Genomic DNA, 18,088 nt, shown 5'->3' on the forward strand with positions numbered 1-18,088 from the left:
CTTCCACCGTAAACGGAAAGGGCAGGCCGACGGTTCCAGGAGAACCCCCAACCTGCCCCCACCGCTCCCCTAGGGGACGGCCCGGATCACCGGGCGACGGCGTCAGCCGGCGACGATGTTGACCAGCTTCGGCGCACGGACGATCACCTTGCGGATCTCCGCGCCGCCCAGCGCCGCGACCACGTTCGCGTCGCCCAGCGCCAGCGCCTCCAGGTCGGCGTCGGTGATCGACGGGGAGACCTCCAGGCGTGCCTTGACCTTGCCCTTGATCTGCACGACGCAGGTGACGGTCTCGTCCACGACGTAGGCCGGGTCGGCGACCGGGAAGTCCTGGTGGACGACCGAGTCGGCGTGGCCCAGGCGGTGCCACAGCTCCTCGGCGATGTGCGGGGCCAGCGGGGCGATCAGCAGCACCAGCTGCTCGGCGACCGGGCGGGAGAGGGCGGCACCCGACTTGGTCAGGTGGTTGTTCAGCTCGGTGATCTTGGCGATGGCGGTGTTGAAGCGCATCGCGACCATGTCCTGGCCGACCCCGTCGATGGCCTTGTGCAGGGCCCGCAGGGTGTCCTCGTCGGCCGGCTCGTCGACGACGGTGACCTCACCGGTGGCCTCGTCGACGATGTTGCGCCACAGGCGCTGCAGCAGGCGGTACTGGCCGACGACCGCGCGGGTGTCCCACGGGCGGGAGACGTCCAGCGGGCCCATGGCCATCTCGTACAGGCGCAGGGTGTCGGCGCCGTACTCCGAGCAGATCTCGTCCGGGGTGACGGCGTTCTTCAGGGACTTGCCCATCTTGCCCAGGACGCGGCTGACCTTCTCGCCCTGGTAGAAGAAGCCGCCGTCGCGCTCCTCGACCTCGGCGGCCGGGACGGCGATGCCGCGGGCGTCCCGGTAGACGAAGGCCTGGATCATGCCCTGGTTGTACAGCTTGTGGAAGGGCTCGGCCGAGGACACGTGGCCCAGGTCGAACAGGACCTTGGACCAGAAGCGCGCGTACAGCAGGTGCAGCACGGCGTGCTCGGCTCCGCCGACGTACAGGTCGACACCGCCGGTGGGCATGCCCTCGCGCGGGCCCATCCAGTACTGCTCGATCGCCGGGTCGACCAGCTTCTCGTCGTTGTGCGGGTCCAGGTAGCGCAGCTCGTACCAGCAGGAACCGGCCCAGTTGGGCATGGTGTTGGTCTCGCGGCGGTACTTCTTGGGGCCGTCGCCCAGGTCCAGGGTGACGTTGACCCAGTCCTCGTTGCGCGACAGCGGGGTCTCCGGCTGGGTGTCCGCGTCGTCGGGGTCGAAGGTGCGCGGCGAGTAGTCGTCGACCTCGGGCAGCTCCAGCGGCAGCATCGACTCGGGCAGCGCGTGCGCGACGCCGTCCTCGTCGTAGACGATCGGGAAGGGCTCGCCCCAGTAGCGCTGGCGGCTGAACAGCCAGTCGCGCAGACGGAAGTTGACGGTGCCCTCGCCGATGCCGCGGTCGGCCAGCCAGGAGGTGATCTTCGCCTTGGCCTCGACGACACCCAGGCCGTCCAGGGAGATCTCGTCGTTGGCGGAGTTGATCAGCTTCGCCTCGTACGAGCCGAAGGCGTCGTCCCAGGCCGAGGGGTCGGTGCCGCGGCCGTCGGAGGGCTCCACCACGCAGCGCATCGGCAGCTCGAAGGCGCGCGCGAAGGCGAAGTCGCGGCCGTCGTGCGCCGGGACGGCCATGATCGCGCCGGTGCCGTAGCCCATCAGGACGTAGTCGGCGATGAAGACCGGGACCTGCTCGCCGCTGACCGGGTTGGTCGCGTAGGCGCCGGTGAAGACGCCGGTCTTCTCCTTGGCCTCGGCCTGGCGCTCGACGTCGGACTTGGAGGCGGCCTGCTTGCGGTAGGCGTCGACGGCCTCGGCGGGGGTGGCGTGACCGCCGGTCCACACCTCGTGGGTGCCCTCGGGCCAGGCGGCCGGGACGATCTTCTCGACCAGGTCGTGCTCCGGCGCCAGGACCATGTAGGTGGCGCCGAACAGGGTGTCCTGGCGGGTGGTGAAGACCGTGATGGCGCCGGCGTCGCCGACCTGGAAGTCGACACGCGCGCCCTCGGAGCGGCCGATCCAGTTGCGCTGCTGCAGCTTGATGGCCTCGGGCCAGTCCAGGCCGTCCAGGTCGTCCAGCAGGCGGTCCGCGTAGGCCGTGATGCGCATGTTCCACTGGCGCAGCTTGGCCTTGAAGACGGGGAAGTTGCCGCGCTCGGAGCGCCCGTCGGCGGTGACCTCCTCGTTGGCCAGGACGGTGCCCAGGCCGGGGCACCAGTTGACCGGGGCGTCGGAGGCGTACGCCAGGCGGTACTCGCTCAGGACGTCGGCGCGTTCCGGGCCGGTCAGTTCGCTCCACGCGCGCGTGGAGCCGGGGACCTCACGGGTGCCGCTCTCGAACTGCTCGACCAGCTCCGCGATCGGGCGGGCCGCCTTGGCCTCGTCGTCGTACCAGGAGTTGAAGATCTGCAGGAAGATCCACTGGGTCCACTTGTAGTAGCCCGGGTCGATCGTGGCGAACGAGCGGCGCTTGTCGTGGCCCAGGCCCAGCCGGCGCAGCTGGACCTTCATGTTCTCCATGTTGGCCTCGGTGGACACGCGCGGGTGCGTGCCCGTCTGCACGGCGTACTGCTCGGCCGGCAGGCCGAAGGCGTCGAAGCCCAGGGTGTGCAGGACGTTGTGCCCGGACATGCGTGCGTGGCGGGCGAAGACGTCGGTGGCGATGTAGCCCAGCGGGTGGCCGACGTGCAGGCCGGCGCCGGACGGATAGGGGAACATGTCCATGATGAACTTCTTGGGGCGGGCCGCCACGGCCGCGTCCCCGGCCAGGTCACCGGTGGGGTTCGGGGCCTCGTAGGTGCCCTCCGCGTCCCAGGCGTCCTGCCAGCGTGCCTCGATGTCGGCGGCCATGGCCGCCGTGTAGCGATGCGGGGCCGCGGTCTCGGCGGCCGTGTTGATCTCGGTCATGGTCCTTGAAGCTCCATCGATCGTCTCTGCCCGCTGCCGGCAACTGCCACGAAATGAAAAATCCCCTCGCACAGGAGGGGACGCCGCGCCGATGCCGACCGGATCTTCATCCGTCGGGAATGATCAGCGCGGCTCGCTAAGCAGAAGGCGTACGGCACGCATGGCGCCAGGGTACCGCAGGGCCTGAGCGGGCCGCACCGATGTTCCGCCCCGTGGGCACACGAAGAAGCGGGCCGTCCTGTCCGGACGACCCGCTTCTTATCTGTGGAGCTAAGGAGAATTGAACTCCTGACCTCCTGCATGCCATGCAGGCGCTCTACCAACTGAGCTATAGCCCCGCGTGCGGGAATTCAGATTACCGCAGAAGCGGCGCAAGCCATCCGATCCGGATGGCCCGCTTCCGTTCTGTGGAGCTAAGGAGAATTGAACTCCTGACCTCCTGCATGCCATGCAGGCGCTCTACCAACTGAGCTATAGCCCCTTGTTTCGTCGTCCCCGCTCCGGTCTTCCTCGCGGCGACGGACAGAACAGTAACGGCCCGCCCGGCGGATCGCCAAATCCGTTTCCCCGGCCCCGTCCGGGGCTCCGGGTAGGGTCGCCGACTGTGTCCGTCTTCCCGCTGTCCCCGACCCGCGCCCGGCCGTGGCCCCTCGCCACCGCCGCGGCGGTCTGCCTGATCTCGTTCGCGGCCTTCTGGGTGGCGCAACGCCTCGCCCACGTGAACATGCTCGACGTGATGGTCTACCGGGCCGAGGCCGAGACGCTGCGGGCGGGGGGCGACCTGTACGCGATGCGTGCGACGTCGGCGGACCTCGCGATGACCTACCCGCCGTTCGCAGCCGTGCTCTTCCTGCCGTTGACGCTGGTCGGCGTGCCCCTGATGCGCACGCTGAACACCGCGGGGAACCTCCTCCTGGTGGTGGCACTGGTCCAGTTGTCGCTCCAGCTGGTCCGCCCGGCGCTGTCCCGCGCCGGGTCCCGCGCCGACCTGTGGCGTACGGCACTGTGGGTCGCGGCGGTCGTGGTCTGGTGCGAGCCGGTGTGGACGACGCTGCGGTACGGGCAGATCAACCTGCTCATAGCGGTCGCGGTGCTCTGGGACCTGACGCGCCGCGAGGGCAGCCGCTGGGCCGGTGTCGGCATCGGGCTCGCCACCGCGGTGAAGCTCACCCCGGGCCTCTTCGTGGTCCTGCTGCTGGCCGCTGGGCTGCTGCTGTGGCGCCGGGACCGGCGGCTCAACCAGTGGCTGCGCACCGCCTTCACGGCGACCGGGACCTTTCTCGGGATCACGCTCGCCTCGGCGCTGGCCCTGCCCGCCGACTCGAGGACGTTCTGGACGCGGACCCTCTTCGAGACGGGCCGGGTCGGCCATGCCGAGGAGACCGCGAACCAGTCCGTCAGCGGCGTCCTGGCCCGCCTCCTGCACACCGACGCCCCGGGCCTGTGGTGGGTGGCCGCGGCCGCCCTGCTCGGCGGCACGGCGATGGTGCTCGCGGTACGGGCCGCGCTGCGCGGCGACAAGGCGGTGGCCGTGGTCGTCACCGCGTTCACGGCGCTGATGATCAGCCCGATCTCCTGGTCCCACCACTGGGTGTGGTGCGTGACCCTGCTGATCCTGCTGTACGAGCGCTCCACGCGCGCGTGGCCGGTGACCGCGGCGGTGGCCCTGGCGTTCGCCTCGTTCGCGCTGTGGTGGGTGCCGCACGACCCGGGCCGTCCCGAACTGGACCAGAACGCCGGTCAGATGCTGCTGTCCGCGGTCTATCCGCTGACGGCGACCGCGGTCCTCGCCGGCTACGCGCTCAGCCGGTGGCGGGCCCGGACGCGGCCGCTGGTGCCGGAGCCGCGGGAGGCGGTCCAGGAGCGGGAACCTCAGGCCGTCGCGAACGAGTAGAAGCGCTTCAGGGTGCAGTGCTCGTCGAGGAGCCGGCCGTAGATCGGCTCCCCTTCGAGCTCACGGTAGGTCTCGATGGGGTCGCCTTTTATGATCAGCGCCCGCGCGCACTCCTCGCACCAGTACTGGAACCCGGAGTTGACCGGGTCCATGTCCCGGACGATGGGCGTACCGCTGCCGCACCAGTCGCACTTCCGCCTGTGAGCGCCCATCACTCGGCTCCGCAGACGCGTGCGGAAGCGCAGGAGGGGCGGTCCCACCGGGCCCATGGGTCGGGGACGGACTCCGCGACGGCAAAGGCGGCGATCTCCTCGGCACCGTCCACGGCCATGCGCGCTCCCTCCCGTCCGGACCCTCTTCCCCTCCGGCGGTCCGATTCTGCCATGGCGCCGCAAGAGGGTCAGCGTCGTCGGCCGAGAGGGCCTCCGCGGGGCCCGGGACGACCCTCGCGGCAGGGGCCGGGTGCGGGGTGCCAGGCGCCGGGGCGCCGGGGCGTGACGTACGCCGTGGACGAGGAGGGGGCGCCAAGGCCATCGGCCGCCCGCGTGGGGGGAGGTGACACAACGCAAGATCCCGCCCCCTGATGGGGACGGGATCCGGTGACTGTGGAGCTAAGGAGAATTGAACTCCTGACCTCCTGCATGCCATGCAGGCGCTCTACCAACTGAGCTATAGCCCCTCGTGTTCTTCGCGCTCCGCGCTGCGAACAAGAAGAACTTTAGCCTGTGACCTGCCGGAAAGTGAAATCGAGGTCCCGCAGGCCACACCAGGGGCTCAGTCGTCGTCGCCGAGGACCGGCTCGGGCAGCGTGCCTGCGTTGTGCTCCAGGAGGCGCCAGCCACGCGCGCCCTCGCCCAGGACGGACCAGCAGCAGTTCGAGAGTCCGCCGAGGGACTCCCAGTGCCGGGCCTCCAGGCCGAGCAGCCGGCCGATGGTGGTACGGATGGTGCCGCCGTGGCTGACCACGACGAGCGTGCCGTCCTCGGGCAGCTTGTCGGCGTGCTCCAGGACCACCGGGGCGGCCCGGTCGGCCACCTCGGTCTCCAGCTCGCCGCCACCTCTGCGCACCGGCTCGCCGCGCTTCCAGGCGGCGTACTGCTCGCCGTACCGCGCGGTGATCTCGTCGTGCGTGAGGCCCTGCCAGTCCCCCGCGTACGTCTCGCGCAGCGCGGAGTCGTGGGCGACGGTGTGACCCGTCAGGGCGGAGAGCTCGGCGGCCGTGGCCGCCGCACGCTTGAGGTCGGACGCGACGATCGCGTCCGGCTGCAGCGCGGCGAGCAGCCGGGCGGCCCGGCGCGCCTGGGCGACACCCGCCTCGGTCAGCTCGATGTCCGTGGACCCCTGAAACCTGCGCTCCAGGTTCCAGGAGGTCTGGCCGTGGCGCCACAGCACGATGCGGCGGCCGGTGCCGCCCTTGCCGCTGGTCAGCTCAGCTCACCGTCCGTTCCGTCGATGCCCATGAGCTTGGCGTGCTCCTCCGCCTTTCCGCGGGTCTGCCGGGCGTCCTCGGGCAGCTCCAGCTCGGGGCAGTCCTTCCACAGCCGCTCCAGGGCGTAGAAGACCCGCTCCTCGCTGTGCTGCACGTGGACGACGATGTCGACGTAGTCGAGGAGGATCCAGCGGGCGTCGCGGTCGCCCTCGCGGCGCACCGGCTTGGCGCCGAGGTCCTTGTTCAGCCGCTCCTCGATCTCGTCGACGATCGACTTGACCTGGCGGTCGTTGGGCGCGGAGGCGAGCAGGAAGGCGTCGGTGATCGACAGCACATCACTGACGTCGTACGCGATGATGTCGTGCGCGAGCCGGTCTGCCGCCGCCTGGGCGGCGGCGTTGACGAGTTCGATGGAGCGGTCCGTGGCGGTCACATGCAGGCTTTCGTCGGCGGTCTGAGTCACCCCAAGGGTCTCATGTACCGCCGACGGGCCCTAAAAGGATTGTCGGAGGGTCACCGCTTGGCCCCCGGGATCTTGTAATCCTCCCCCAGCACGACGGTGACCTCGGCGTTTCCGGCGGGCTTGCCCTTGGTGACGGATCCGGCCGGCAGACCGAGGGTCTTGGCGACCTCCGCGGCGGTCGCCTTCTGGGCGTCGTCCCCGTACACGACCTGGGACTTCCCCTGGCTGTCCGCCTTGGTGCCGCCGACCACGGCGTAGCCACCGTTGATCAGCACCACGCGCGCCGCCTCGGTGGCGTCCTCGCCGGTGGCGTCGCGGATCGCGACCCGGGTCGCGGCGCCCTGCTCGGGGGCGCTGACCTTGCCGCCCAGGATGTCCTTGACCACGCTTTCGCCGGTGGCCTCGCTGAGCGAGCCGTCGGACTCGACGGGCAGCACGGTCGTCTTGTAGTCGCCGACCTTGGCGTGCTCGGCGAGCTTGGCGAGGGAGGCGCCGAGGTCCTTCTCCGGCAGGGAAGGGTCGAGGATCTGGGCCAGGGTCTCGACGGTGACCGTGGCGGCCTTGGGATCGTCGGAGATCTTCCGCAGCACGCCGTACATGACCGTGCCGAAGCGCTGGAGCTGCTTGGCCTCCGCCTCGCCGGACGCCCGGTAGGTCGCGTAGGCGACGGCGGCGCGGCCGTTGAGGGTCTGGTTCTCGCCCTTCCTGACCAGCGGCTCGTCGCCGGGCTTGGCACCGGGGACGTCGGTGTCGGTGGTGATGTCGATGTTGCCGACGAGCTCGACGAGGCTCTCCAGGAACGGGGTGTCGAGCCGCCAGGTACCGGTGATCTTCGCGCCGAGCAGGTTGCCGACGGCCTCGCGGGTCCCGCTGGAGCCGTCCTCCTCGACCGACTTGGCGAGCGTGGTGGTGGCGCCCTCGGCGTCGGCGACGGCCAGGGAGTTGGGGAGCAGGACGGTGGTGCCCTGGTGGGTGGTGGAGTTGTCCACGAGCAGGGCGGTGGAGGTCCCGCCGCCGGTGGTGTTGTGGAGGTGGACCACGATCGTGTCGCGCTTCTGCGGTCCGGTGGCGGTGTTCTGCTGCTGCTCGCCGGAGGACATGCCGGGGAGCTTGCCGGCGGACCACAGGTAGCCGACGCCTCCGACGGCCGCGAGCACGAGCACCACGACGAGGGCGACGACGCGGTTGCGCCCGCGCCGACGGGCCTCCTCCCGCCGCTCGGACCGGCTCTCGGTGAACTTGAGCCAGTCGATGACGTCCTCGGAGTCCTCGTCGGGCTCCTCGATGAACGAGAACTGTTCCGTGCGGTACGCGCGCCCGTCGTCGTCCTGCGGGGCGGGGCGCTGCCCGGGCACGGCGGCCGGGGCGGACTGCTGCGGGCGGGCCGGCGGCGCCTGCGGCGCGGGGGCGGGATCGGTCCGGACGGCCCACTGCTGACCCGTCTGCTCGGCCTGGCCGTACTGCTCGGCCTGGCCGTACTGCCCGGTCGTGTCGTACTGCCCGGTCCGGTCGTCGGTCTGGGCGGTCCGGCCGGTGTCGTACTGCTGGTAGTCGTACGGGGGCTGCTGCGCGTACGGGGCGTAGGAGGGCTGCTGAGCCTGCTGAGGCTGCGGCTGCTGCTGGATCGGCTGCCCATAGGCGTCGTAGCCGTAGTGCTGCTGCTGTTGCTGCTGCTGGACGGGTTGCCCGTACGGGTCGTAGTGCTGCTGCGGGACCTGCTGCTGGTACACCGGCTGCCCGTACGCGTCGTAGCCGATGATCTGCGGCTGCGGATAGTACGGGTCGTACGGGTTCTGCTGATCGTTCACCGGTGCCCCTCCCCGAGGCTCACTCGCCGCGGTACAACTGGCGCTTGTCGATGTAGCGCACCACGCCGTCCGGGACGAGATACCAGACGGGGTCGCCCTGTGCGACCCGGGCCCGGCAGTCGGTGGACGAGATGGCGAGCGCGGGGACCTCGACCAGCGACACGCCGCCCTTGGGCAGGCCGTCGTCGGTGAGGTCGTGACCCGGTCGGGTGACGCCGATGAAATGCGCGAGCGCGAACAGTTCCTCGGCGTCGCGCCAGGTGAGGATCTGGGACAGCGCGTCGGCACCCGTGATGAAGAAGAGGTCCGAGTCGCTGTTGAGGGAGCGCAGGTCCCGCAGGGTGTCGATGGTGTACGTCGGGCCGCCGCGGTCGATGTCGATGCGGCTGACCGAGAACTGCGGGTTGGACGCGGTCGCGATGACCGTCATCAGGTAGCGGTCCTCGGCCGGCGTGACGGCCTTGTGGCTCTTCTGCCACGGCTGCCCGGTCGGCACGAACACCACCTCGTCGAGGTGGAACAGGGCGGCCACCTCGCTGGCCGCCACCAGGTGTCCGTGATGGATCGGATCGAACGTGCCGCCCATCACGCCGAGGCGGCGCTTGCCGCGACCGCCAGTAGGCACTTCCTGCTCTCCCATGCGTGCAGAGCCTACTGGCACGGCGGCGGACGCCGGATCAGCGGCCTCTCGGCTCAGCGGTCGCGGTTGAAGCGGGTGGTGATCCAGAGGAGCAGAAGGAGCACGAGCAGGGCGCCGCCACCCGTCACGTACGGGCTGAGGCTTTCGTGGTTGCCGCCGTGCTCGGCACCCTCGGCGAGCGTGACCAGGTTGGCGGCGGTGGCGTGGAGGCTCATCTTCGGCAGGACCTTCGATCGGGGATGGGAGCGGAGACTTCGCGCACATCGTATGCGGCGGGTCGCGGAGCGCTCACGCCGACTCAGGCGTTGGCGTCACCCGGTCCGTCCTGGCGGCGGGTCGCGGTGGTCCGGGCGTCGCCCCGCGGGCCCTCGGTGTCGCCCGTGTCCGCACCGCCGTTGCGGTATCCGCGCAGAAGGAACCAGGCGAGCAGGGCGGCTCCCACGATCGAGACGAGCAGGACGATCCGCAGCGTGTCGCCCGGCCCCTGCTGCCCCGTCGCGGCGAGCAGGGCGGTGACGGCGGTGGTCGCGGTGTCCGTCATGGCGGTGGTGCTCCTCGCTTGTCCCCGGTGCCCGAGTTATCCACAGGCTCGGCAACACGGTAGCCCCCTCGCCTAGTCTGGGTTGCGTCAGGGGGACGAGCACCGACTCGTACGAACAGGGGGCATCCATGACCGAGAATCACGAGAAGCTGCCGAGCAGGCAGCGCAGGCGCTTCGCCGGTATCTCCTCGCGGGCCTACGAGCACCCGGCCGACCGCTCGGCGCTGGTGGCGCTGCGCAAGCTGAGCGGCTTCGACACCGTCTTCAAGGCGCTGAGCGGGCTGCTGCCCGAGCGCAGCCTGCGTCTGCTGTTCCTCTCCGACTCCGTGCGGGTGAGCGACGCCCAGTTCGCCCACCTCAACGACATGCTGAGGGACGCCTGTTACATCCTGGACCTGGAGAAGGTCCCGCCGATGTACGTCGTGCAGGACCCGAAGCCGAACGCGATGTGCATCGGTCTCGACGAGCCGATCATCGTGGTCACGACCGGGCTGGTGGAGCTGCTCGACGAGGAGGAGATGCGCGCGGTCGTCGGGCACGAGGTGGGCCACGCGCTGTCGGGCCACTCGGTGTACCGGACGATCCTGCTCTTCCTCACCAGCCTGGCGGTGAAGGTCGCCTGGATCCCGCTGGGGAACGTGGCGATCATGGCGATCGTGACGGCGCTGCGCGAGTGGTTCCGCAAGTCGGAGCTCTCGGCCGACCGGGCGGGCCTGCTCGTGGGCCAGGACCTGCAGGCCTCGATGCGCGGCCTGATGAAGATCGCGGGCGGCAACCACCTGCACGAGATGAACGTGGACGCCTTCCTCGCGCAGGCCGACGAGTACGAGAAGGGCGGCGACCTGCGGGACTCCGTCCTGAAGATCCTGAACGTGCTGCCGCGCTCGCACCCGTTCACCACGGTCCGGGCCGCCGAGCTGAAGAAGTGGTCCGAGACCCGCGACTACCAGCGGATCATGGACGGGCACTACCCGAAGCGCTCGGAGGACAAGGACGCCTCGGTGACCGACTCCTTCCGCGAGTCCGGCCGGCACTACGCGGAGTCGGTGCGCAGCAGCAAGGATCCGCTGATGAAGCTGGTGACCGACATAGCCGGCGGCGCCGGGGACCTCGCGGGCGACGTGGGCAGCAAGCTGTTCGGCCGTTTCGGCAACGGCGGTGGCACCGGCACCGGCAATGACGGTGGTCAGGGCGCCAAGGGCGCGCAGGGCGGCCCGGCGAGCGACGCGGACGGCGCCGGCGGCGAGCGGGGTCAGAGCGAGGGCTGAGCGCTCGGGGCCAGGGTCCCGCAGAGCGAGGCGACGGCGGGCCGGCCCGTGGCATACGGGTCGGTGCCCGCCCGGCGGCCCGGGTCGGCGGCACGCTCACCCGCGAGCAGCGGACGCAGCGAGCCGGTGGTGTCGGCGTCGCAGGACTGCGGGCCGGCCTCGACGGTGCTGGTGAGCAGTTCGGCGCGGTGCATCCGCAGGTCCTCGCGGTCGAAGCGGAAGTGCAGCTCGCGGTGGACCGTGTAGAGCGAGGCGCGGGCGGTCGGGCCGCTGCCGGAGGCAGCGGGGCGGACGGCGTACGTGAACGTGTGGTCCGCCATCACGTCGAGCAGGTCGGAGTTGATCTCCGCGAAGTGCAGGGTGCCCTGAACGCGGACGGCGGGGTCGGCGAGGACGACCCGGTGGGAGTCGAAGCGGACCAGCCAGCCGGAGACGGCGTGCCGGCCGTCGTCCTGGGGCGATTCGACGCTCCGGTCGAACTGCTCCAGCTGGTCGGGGTCGAGCAGGAGCCGCGGCGGCCGGACGGTGAGGCCGGCCAGGACATCGGGTTCGAGGGAGGAGGCGACCAGGTAGTCCTTGGCGATGCCGAGGGCGGAGACCACCTGGCTCTCGGAGAAGTGGCTGGTGCGTCCGGCCAGGGGGAGGTTGATGCCGGCGGCGCCGATGCGGTACTCGGCGGCGGGGCTGCGGGCGAAGAGGGCGGCGGCCTCACCACCGGGCACGGGGTCCTGGGGGGCGAGCGGGACCATCAGGGTCCGCAGCGCCTCCGCCCGCTGGTCGACGGGCGGCTGATAGGGGTTGCGGACGCCGAGATAGACCGCGGTGCCGAAGGCCAGCACGATCAGCAGGACGAGCAGCAGGGCCTGTCGTGATCCGCTGCGGCCTTCCCAGGTGGGGCGGGACCGGACCGCCTGGGCGTGCTCCCCCATGCGTTCCTGGGCGGAGAACTCCTGGAGCCGGGCAGCACGGACGAACGCCTCGTCGAAGACGACGGATCGGTACTCGTCCTCACCGCCGGGGAGTCCCTCGGGAGTCCCCTCAGGCGGGTCGCCACGCCCTGCCATACCTTCAGGGTAGGTCGGCGGAAGCTCCGATAAACGCCCAGGTACACGACAACTTCCCAGAAGGCGGAAGTGCTGCGGCAAACGGGCCAAGGCGTGCGTCCCCGCATCGCGCCGGATCGGGGAACGTTGCGCCATGGAAGGAACGACGCGGAGCCCCGGCGGGGCGATGGCGGAGCCCAGGCGGCCGGCGGCAACGCAGCGGGGACGGGGCGGTGGCCGGACGCCGTGAGGCGGCGGGTGCGCGCACCGGACACCGCGAGGCCCGCAGGATCCGGAACGCGGCAGGGCCCGGAACTCGGCAGGATCCGGAAGGCGGCAGGGCCCGGAAGGCGGCCGGCGCGCCCGCCGGACCCTAGGGAGCGCCCGGGGCCGCGGGAACGGCGGGGGCGGGCGGGGCGGAGGCGGTGGCCGCGGACGGCGCAGTGCGGGGCTTGTCGACGCCGGTGGCCGCGGACGGCGCAGTGCGGGGCTTGTCGACGCCGGTGGTGGCCGGCGGGGGGATGCGGTCCTGGCGGTTGGCGGAGGCGCCCCGGTAGACCGCGCTGAAGGCGAGGGCGACCATGCCCACGCCCATCACCAGGGCGAGGACCCAGGCCACCGGGCGGTGCCAGCGGGCGCTGCTCCGGTAGGGGCGCAGGGCGCCGCCGTGCGGGCCGTAGGGGCCGAGGGCGTCGTCGGCGGCGTCCGGGTCGTAACCGTCGGGGAGGCGGCCGGCGTCGTAGCCGTCCTCGTAGAGATCGTCGTCGGCGAGGCCGGCGACGGCGCGGGCCCGGGCGGCCTCGGCTTCGGCACGGGCCTGGGCGGCGGCGAGGAGCCGCTCGACGGCGGTCGGCTCGTGGACCGTGGCGGCCCGCACGAAGTCCTCGTCGAAGACCACGGTGGCGTAGTCCTCGTCGGCGCCTCCGCGGTCGACAGAGTCCTCGGGGTCCCCGCCGTCCTGGAACGGCGTGCCCCCCACGTCGTCCGGCACGGACTCAGCGTAGACCTGGGAGGGGGTTTTGGGCAGGGAGAGCGCGAACTGTCCCTGCCCGGTCCCGGAGGCCGGAAGGGGGCGGTGATTACCGAACGTGACCGTCGCCGGTCACGATGTACTTGGTGGAGGTGAGCTCCGGAAGGCCCATGGGGCCCCGGGCGTGCAGCTTCTGGGTGGAGATGCCGATCTCGGCGCCGAAGCCGAACTGTCCACCGTCGGTGAAGCGGGTGGAGGCGTTGACGGCGACGGTGGTCGAGTCGACCAGCTGGGTGAAGCGGCGGGCCGCGGCCTGGGAGGTGGTCACGATGGCCTCGGTGTGGCCGGAGGACCACAGGCGGATGTGCTCGACGGCCCGGTCGAGGGAGTCGACCACGGCAGCGGCGATGTCGTAGGAGAGGTACTCGGTCTCCCAGTCCTCCGGGGTGGCCGGGACGACGGTGGCCTTGCTGCCCTCGGCATGGGCGAGGACGCGGTCGTCGGCGTGGACGGTGACGCCGGCCTCGGCCAGGGCGTCCAGGGCGCGCGGCAGGAAGTCGGCGGCGATGTCCTGGTGGACGAGGAGGGTCTCGGCGGCGTTGCAGACGCTGACCCGGTGGGCCTTGGAGTTGATCAGGATCTCGACGGCCATGTCGAGGTCGGCCTGGGCGTCGACGTAGACGTGGCAGTTGCCGGTGCCGGTCTCGATGACCGGGACGGTGGACTCCTCCACGACGGTCTTGATCAGGGAGGCGCCGCCGCGCGGGATGAGGACGTCGACGAGGCCGCGGGCCCGCATGAGCTCGCGCACCGAGTCGCGGGACTCGCCGGGGACGAGCTGGATGGCGTCGGCGGGCAGTCCGGCACCGCCGACGGCGTCGCGCAGGACCGTCACCAGGGCGGTGTTGGAGGAGTAGGCGGAGGACGAGCCGCGCAGCAGTACCGCGTTGCCGGACTTGAGGCAGAGGGCCGCGGCGTCGACGGTGACGTTGGGGCGGGCCTCGTAGATGATGCCGACGACGCCGAGCGGGACGCGGACCTGGCGCAGGTCGATGCCGTTGGGGAGGGTGGAGCCGCGGACGACCTCGCCGACCGGGTCGGGCAGGGCGGCCACGTGCCGGACGTCGGCGGCGATGGCCCGCACCCGCTCGGGGGTGAGGGTCAGCCGGTCGATGATGGCCTCGCTGGTGCCGGCCTCACGGGCACGGGCGATGTCCTCGCCGTTGGCCTCGACGATCTCGGCCGTGCGGACCTCCAGGGCGTCCGCGACGGCGAGGAGGGCGTCGTCCTTCGTCGCGCGCGGGAGTGGCGCGATCTCGGCGGCGGCGCCGCGGGCCCGGTAGGCGGCCTGGGTGACCGGGGACATGTTGTCGAAGGGCGTGAGCGAGGTCATGCCCGCAGGGTACTGGCACCTCTGCGGACATCCCTCACGTATCCCTCCGCCGTCCCGCACTGCGAGACGCCCCGTGGCCGGCTGCCGAACGGCCGGAAGTCGACGTCAGTACGGGTGGACGCCGACCGGGGCCGCCGGTGGGGGGCCGTAGCCCTCGGCGATCCGCTGGTGGTAGGTCTCTCGGTCGATGACCTCCAGGCCGACGATCTCCCAGGGCGGCAGCTTGGCGGTCTGCCGGTGCTCGCCCCACAGCCGCAGGGCGACGGCCGCGGCGTCGTGGAGGTCGCGGGCCTCCTCCCAGTAGCGGATCTCGGCGTGGTCGTTGGCATAGCGGCTGGTCAGCAGGAAGGGGTGGTCGTGGGCCAGCTGTTCCAGGCCCCGGCGCACCTCCGTCAGCGGAGCCTCCGCCCCGGAGACGCTGAGGGTGATGTGCCAGAGCTTGGACACCTCCCGGTCCGGGGTCGCCTCCGCCCTCTGCTCGGGAAGGTCCTGCTCGTACTGGTCGAAGTCGGCTCCGGCCTCGACGCTCGTCAGGGCGCGTTCGGCCGTCCCGCGGGGCGTGGTCGCCCCTGGGCGCGCTCGTCTCACCGGCGGCCTCCTGTGTGATGCCTGTGCTGGGTGCTGCTGCGTGTGCTGCGCGTGCTGTCGTCCCCGCCCTGTTCGTTGTCCCCGAGACAAAGTTGACCAGCCCGGGGCGACGCATGGGGCGGTTTTGGTAAAGGTCCCTACCGGATGACCAGAGTTTCAGCCGTTTCGGTTCACATCACGACGAGGTCGTCACGGTGGACGACCTCGCGCTCGTACTCCGGGCCGAGCGCGCGGGCGAGTTCGTGGGTGGAACGGCCGAGCAGCTGCGGGATCTCCTTGGCGTCGAAGTTGACGAGTCCCCGGGCGACGGCGTGGCCGGAGGTGTCGCGCAGTTCCACCGGGTCGCCGGCGGTGAACTCGCCCTCGACGGCGGCGATCCCGGCCGCGAGCAGCGACTTCTTGCCCTCGACCACGGCGCGCACCGCCCCGTCGTCGAGGGTGAGCGCGCCTTGCGGCGTGGAGGCGTGGGCGAGCCAGAGCAGCCGGTCGGCGGAGCGGCGGCCCGTGCGGTGGAAGTACGTGCCGGTGTCGCGGCCGGCGAGGGCGTCGGCGGCGCGGACGGCGGAGGTGAGGACGACGGGAATGCCCGCGGCGGCGGCGATCCGGGCGGCCTCGACCTTGGTGACCATGCCGCCGGTGCCGACGCCCGCCTTGCCGGCGGAGCCGATCTCGACGTGGGCGATGTCGGCGGGGCCGGTGACCTCCGCGATGCGCGAGGTGCCGGGCTTCGACGGGTCGCCGTCGTAGAGGCCGTCCACGTCGGACAGCAGGACGAGCAGGTCGGCGCGGACGAGGTGGGCGACGAGGGCGGCGAGCCGGTCGTTGTCGCCGAAGCGGATCTCGTCGGTGGCGACGGTGTCGTTCTCGTTGACGACCGGCAGGGCGCCCATGGCGAGCAGCTGGTCGAGGGTGCGGTAGGCGTTGCGGTAGTGGGCGCGGCGGCTGGTGTCGTCCGTGGTGAGCAGGACCTGGCCGACGCGGACCCCGTAGCGGGCGAAGGAGGCCGTGTAGCGGGCCACGAGCAGGCCCTGGCCGACGCTGGCGGCGGCCTGCTGCCGGGCGAGGTCCTTGGGGCGGCGGGTGAGGCCGAGCGGTGCGAGGCCCGCGGCGATGGCACCGGAGGAGACCAGGACGATCTCCTTCTCGCCGCCGCTGCGGACCTTGGCGAGGACGTCCACGAGGGCGTCGACGCGGTCGGCGTCGAGACCGCCGGAGGCGGTGGTCAGCGAGGACGACCCGACCTTCACGACGATCCTGCGGGCTTCCGTCACGTACTGCCTGGCCACTGTCACCTGCGTCGTCCTCGCCGTCCTGCTCGTGCTCTCGCTCGGCAGGCAATCTACGCGAGCCGTGTCGGGCGCCGCCCGCCTATTCCACCGGCTGGACCGCGGCTCCGGTGTGCGCCTGCCAGGCCGAGGCGATCATGGAACGCACGTCGTGGCGGGCCTTCCAGCCCAGTTCCGCGGTGATCCGCTCGGCGGAGGCGACGACCTGGGCCGGGTCGCCGGGACGCCGGGCGACGACCTCGGGCGCGACGTCGCTGCCGGTGACCTCGCGGACCAGGTCGATCATCTCCCGGACCGAGACGCCTTCGCCGCGGCCGATGTTGAGGGTCAGGTCGCGGTACTCCCCCGCCGCGGCGAACTCGGTGAGCCGGCGTGCGGTGGCGAGGTGGGCGTCGGCGAGGTCGGCGACGTGGATGTAGTCACGGACGCAGGTGCCGTCGGGAGTCGGGTAGTCGTCCCCGAAGATCAGCGGCGGCTCGCCGGCGTCGAGCCGCTGGAAGACCATCGGGACGAGGTTGAAGACGCCGGTGTCGGCGAGGGCGGCCTCGGCGGTGCCGGCCACGTTGAAGTAGCGCAGACAGGCGGTGGCCATGCCGTGCGCGCGTCCGGCGGAGCGCACCATCCACTCACCCGTGACCTTCGTCTCGCCGTAGGGGCTGAGCGGGGCGCAGGGGGTGTCCTCGGTCACGAGCTCGGTGTCGGGCATCCCGTACACGGAGGCGGAGGAGGAGAAGAGGAAGGCGCGGACGCCGGCGCCGGCGGCGGCTTCGAGCAGGACCTGGAGGCCGCCGACGTTCTCGCGGTAGTAGAGGAGGGGGCGCTCGACGGATTCGCCCACGGCCTTCTTCGCGGCGAGGTGGACGATCCCGCTGACCGCGTGCGTGCGCAGCACCCGGTCGAGGAGGGGGCGGTCGAGGACGCTGCCGCGCTCCAGCGGCACGCCCGCCGGGATCCTGGCCGGGTCGCCGGTGGAGAGGTCGTCCAGGACGACCACCCGCTCGCCGTCCTCGGTCATGGACTTGACGACATGGGAACCGATGTAGCCGGCGCCGCCGGTGATGAGCCACGTCATCCGGGCAGCCTAGCGCGAAGGGGACGAAACAGCGGCGGCCCGGCGGTCCGCCCCGGAGGGGACCGCCGGGCCGCCGCCCAGGACCGGGGCTCAGCCGCGCTCGGCGAGCGAGGCCCGGAACGCCAGGCACTCCTCGTACACCGGCAGGATGCCGGCCTCGCGGGCCTGCTCCAGGGTCGGGCCCTGGGCGTCCTTGGCGGAGAGCTCGGGCTCGCCGTCGACCGGCCACTCGATGCCGATCGCCGGGTCGAGCGGGTGGATCGTGCGCTCGCGCTGCGGCGCGTAGCCCTCGGAGCAGAGGTAGGTGACGGTGGCGTCGTCGGTGAGCGCGCAGAAGCCGTGGCCGAGGCCCTCGGAGAGGTAGACGGCCTTGCGGTCCTTGTCGTCGAGGCGCACGGCCTCCCAGCGGCCGAAGGTCGGCGAGCCGACCCGGACGTCCACGATGATGTCGAGCACCGCGCCGCGCACGCAGGTCACGTACTTCGCCTGGCCGGGCGGCACGTCGGCGAAGTGGATGCCGCGCACGACCCCGGCGGCGGAGACGGAGAGGTTGCCCTGCTTCAGACCGAGCGGGTGACCGACGGCCTCGGCGAGCGCGTCGGCCTTGTACCACTCGAGGAAGAGGCCGCGGGCGTCCCCGTGCTGCTGCGGGACGAACTCCCAGGCACCCTCGATGCCAAGCGGGTTGACCTTCATGGAAACGGTCGGTCCTCTCTGAAG

General features: G+C 71.6%; 17 protein-coding genes and 3 tRNA genes. 2 read left to right on the forward strand and 18 right to left on the reverse strand.

The genetic code is table 11. The features are described 5' to 3' along the window. Positions 1-102 precede the first annotated feature (102 nt). From leuS to ACGF1Z_RS09730, 3 genes are all read right to left on the reverse strand, one after another. Positions 103-2,973, reverse strand: a complete 2,871-nt coding sequence (gene leuS, locus ACGF1Z_RS09720; protein WP_393001789.1) for a leucine--tRNA ligase — start codon at positions 2,971-2,973, stop codon at positions 103-105. Positions 2,974-3,238: 265 nt separating this feature from the next. Next, a tRNA-Ala gene (locus tag ACGF1Z_RS09725) sits at positions 3,239-3,311 on the reverse strand. A 70-nt stretch (positions 3,312-3,381) separates the two neighbouring features. After that, a tRNA-Ala gene (locus ACGF1Z_RS09730) sits at positions 3,382-3,454 on the reverse strand. A gap of 123 nt (positions 3,455-3,577) precedes the next feature. Between ACGF1Z_RS09730 and ACGF1Z_RS09735 the strand changes: the two genes are divergently transcribed. Continuing rightward, positions 3,578-4,867 (forward strand): glycosyltransferase 87 family protein, encoded by a 1,290-nt coding sequence (locus ACGF1Z_RS09735; RefSeq protein WP_393001791.1) that lies wholly within the window; start codon positions 3,578-3,580, stop codon positions 4,865-4,867. On the opposite strand, the gene ACGF1Z_RS09740 is transcribed toward ACGF1Z_RS09735, so the two are convergent. From ACGF1Z_RS09740 to ACGF1Z_RS09775, 8 genes are all read right to left on the reverse strand, one after another. Beyond that, positions 4,846-5,079 (reverse strand): hypothetical protein, encoded by a 234-nt coding sequence (locus tag ACGF1Z_RS09740; RefSeq protein ID WP_328944691.1) that lies wholly within the window; start codon positions 5,077-5,079, stop codon positions 4,846-4,848. The genes ACGF1Z_RS09735 and ACGF1Z_RS09740 overlap by 22 nt on opposite strands. 394 nt (positions 5,080-5,473) lie before the next feature. Beyond that, positions 5,474-5,546: transfer RNA gene (locus ACGF1Z_RS09745), tRNA-Ala, on the reverse strand. A gap of 95 nt (positions 5,547-5,641) precedes the next feature. Beyond that, positions 5,642-6,295 (reverse strand): histidine phosphatase family protein, encoded by a 654-nt coding sequence (locus tag ACGF1Z_RS09750; protein WP_393002459.1) that lies wholly within the window; start codon positions 6,293-6,295, stop codon positions 5,642-5,644. Beyond that, positions 6,292-6,759: a ribosome silencing factor gene (gene rsfS / locus ACGF1Z_RS09755; RefSeq protein WP_393001793.1), complete on the reverse strand. Its 468-nt coding sequence runs from the start codon at positions 6,757-6,759 to the stop codon at positions 6,292-6,294. The genes ACGF1Z_RS09750 and rsfS overlap by 4 nt, the downstream gene beginning before the upstream one ends. Before the next feature lie 50 nt (positions 6,760-6,809). Further along, entirely contained in the window at positions 6,810-8,567 is a 1,758-nt protein-coding gene (locus ACGF1Z_RS09760) for an LCP family protein (RefSeq protein ID WP_393001795.1), read from the reverse strand. 19 nt (positions 8,568-8,586) lie between these two features. Continuing rightward, complete coding sequence (nadD, locus tag ACGF1Z_RS09765; RefSeq protein ID WP_365340122.1) at positions 8,587-9,207, reverse strand: nicotinate-nucleotide adenylyltransferase; 621 nt, start codon at positions 9,205-9,207, stop codon at positions 8,587-8,589. Positions 9,208-9,260: 53 nt separating this feature from the next. Beyond that, the gene (locus ACGF1Z_RS09770; protein ID WP_365340120.1) at positions 9,261-9,422 is read right to left on the reverse strand and encodes a hypothetical protein; all 162 of its coding nucleotides are present in this window, start codon (positions 9,420-9,422) and stop codon (positions 9,261-9,263) included. 83 nt (positions 9,423-9,505) lie between these two features. Beyond that, on the reverse strand, positions 9,506-9,748 hold the full coding sequence (locus ACGF1Z_RS09775) for a hypothetical protein (protein WP_393002483.1): 243 nt from the start codon (positions 9,746-9,748) through the stop codon (positions 9,506-9,508). A gap of 128 nt (positions 9,749-9,876) precedes the next feature. Here ACGF1Z_RS09775 and ACGF1Z_RS09780 point away from each other — a divergent pair, with 128 nt between their 5' ends. Next, positions 9,877-11,016 carry a M48 family metallopeptidase gene (locus tag ACGF1Z_RS09780; protein ID WP_393001798.1) on the forward strand — a complete coding sequence of 380 codons (1,140 nt, stop codon included), beginning with the start codon at positions 9,877-9,879 and terminating at the stop codon, positions 11,014-11,016. Here ACGF1Z_RS09780 and ACGF1Z_RS09785 read toward each other — a convergent pair. From ACGF1Z_RS09785 to rfbC, 7 genes are all read right to left on the reverse strand, one after another. Beyond that, on the reverse strand, positions 11,001-12,080 hold the full coding sequence (locus tag ACGF1Z_RS09785) for a hypothetical protein (RefSeq protein ID WP_393001800.1): 1,080 nt from the start codon (positions 12,078-12,080) through the stop codon (positions 11,001-11,003). The two genes, ACGF1Z_RS09780 and ACGF1Z_RS09785, sit on opposite strands and share 16 nt — an antisense overlap. 352 nt (positions 12,081-12,432) lie before the next feature. Next, complete coding sequence (locus ACGF1Z_RS09790) at positions 12,433-13,050, reverse strand: hypothetical protein (protein WP_393001802.1); 618 nt, start codon at positions 13,048-13,050, stop codon at positions 12,433-12,435. A gap of 88 nt (positions 13,051-13,138) precedes the next feature. Beyond that, positions 13,139-14,422 (reverse strand): glutamate-5-semialdehyde dehydrogenase, encoded by a 1,284-nt coding sequence (locus tag ACGF1Z_RS09795; RefSeq protein ID WP_393001804.1) that lies wholly within the window; start codon positions 14,420-14,422, stop codon positions 13,139-13,141. Between the two features lie 105 nt (positions 14,423-14,527). Continuing rightward, complete coding sequence (locus ACGF1Z_RS09800) at positions 14,528-15,010, reverse strand: hypothetical protein (RefSeq protein ID WP_393001806.1); 483 nt, start codon at positions 15,008-15,010, stop codon at positions 14,528-14,530. Between the two features lie 170 nt (positions 15,011-15,180). After that, a complete protein-coding gene (gene proB / locus ACGF1Z_RS09805; protein WP_376630387.1) occupies positions 15,181-16,302 on the reverse strand; it encodes a glutamate 5-kinase in 1,122 nt (373 codons plus the stop codon). Positions 16,303-16,378: 76 nt separating this feature from the next. Then, positions 16,379-17,368 (reverse strand): UDP-glucose 4-epimerase GalE, encoded by a 990-nt coding sequence (gene galE / locus ACGF1Z_RS09810; RefSeq protein WP_393001808.1) that lies wholly within the window; start codon positions 17,366-17,368, stop codon positions 16,379-16,381. 90 nt (positions 17,369-17,458) lie between these two features. Beyond that, positions 17,459-18,064, reverse strand: coding sequence for a dTDP-4-dehydrorhamnose 3,5-epimerase (gene rfbC, locus ACGF1Z_RS09815; RefSeq protein WP_393001810.1), 606 nt, complete (start codon positions 18,062-18,064; stop codon positions 17,459-17,461). Positions 18,065-18,088 lie beyond the last annotated feature (24 nt).

Source organism: Streptomyces sp. NPDC048018 (assembly GCF_043202995.1).
Classification (GTDB): Bacteria; Actinomycetota; Actinomycetes; order Streptomycetales; family Streptomycetaceae; genus Streptomyces.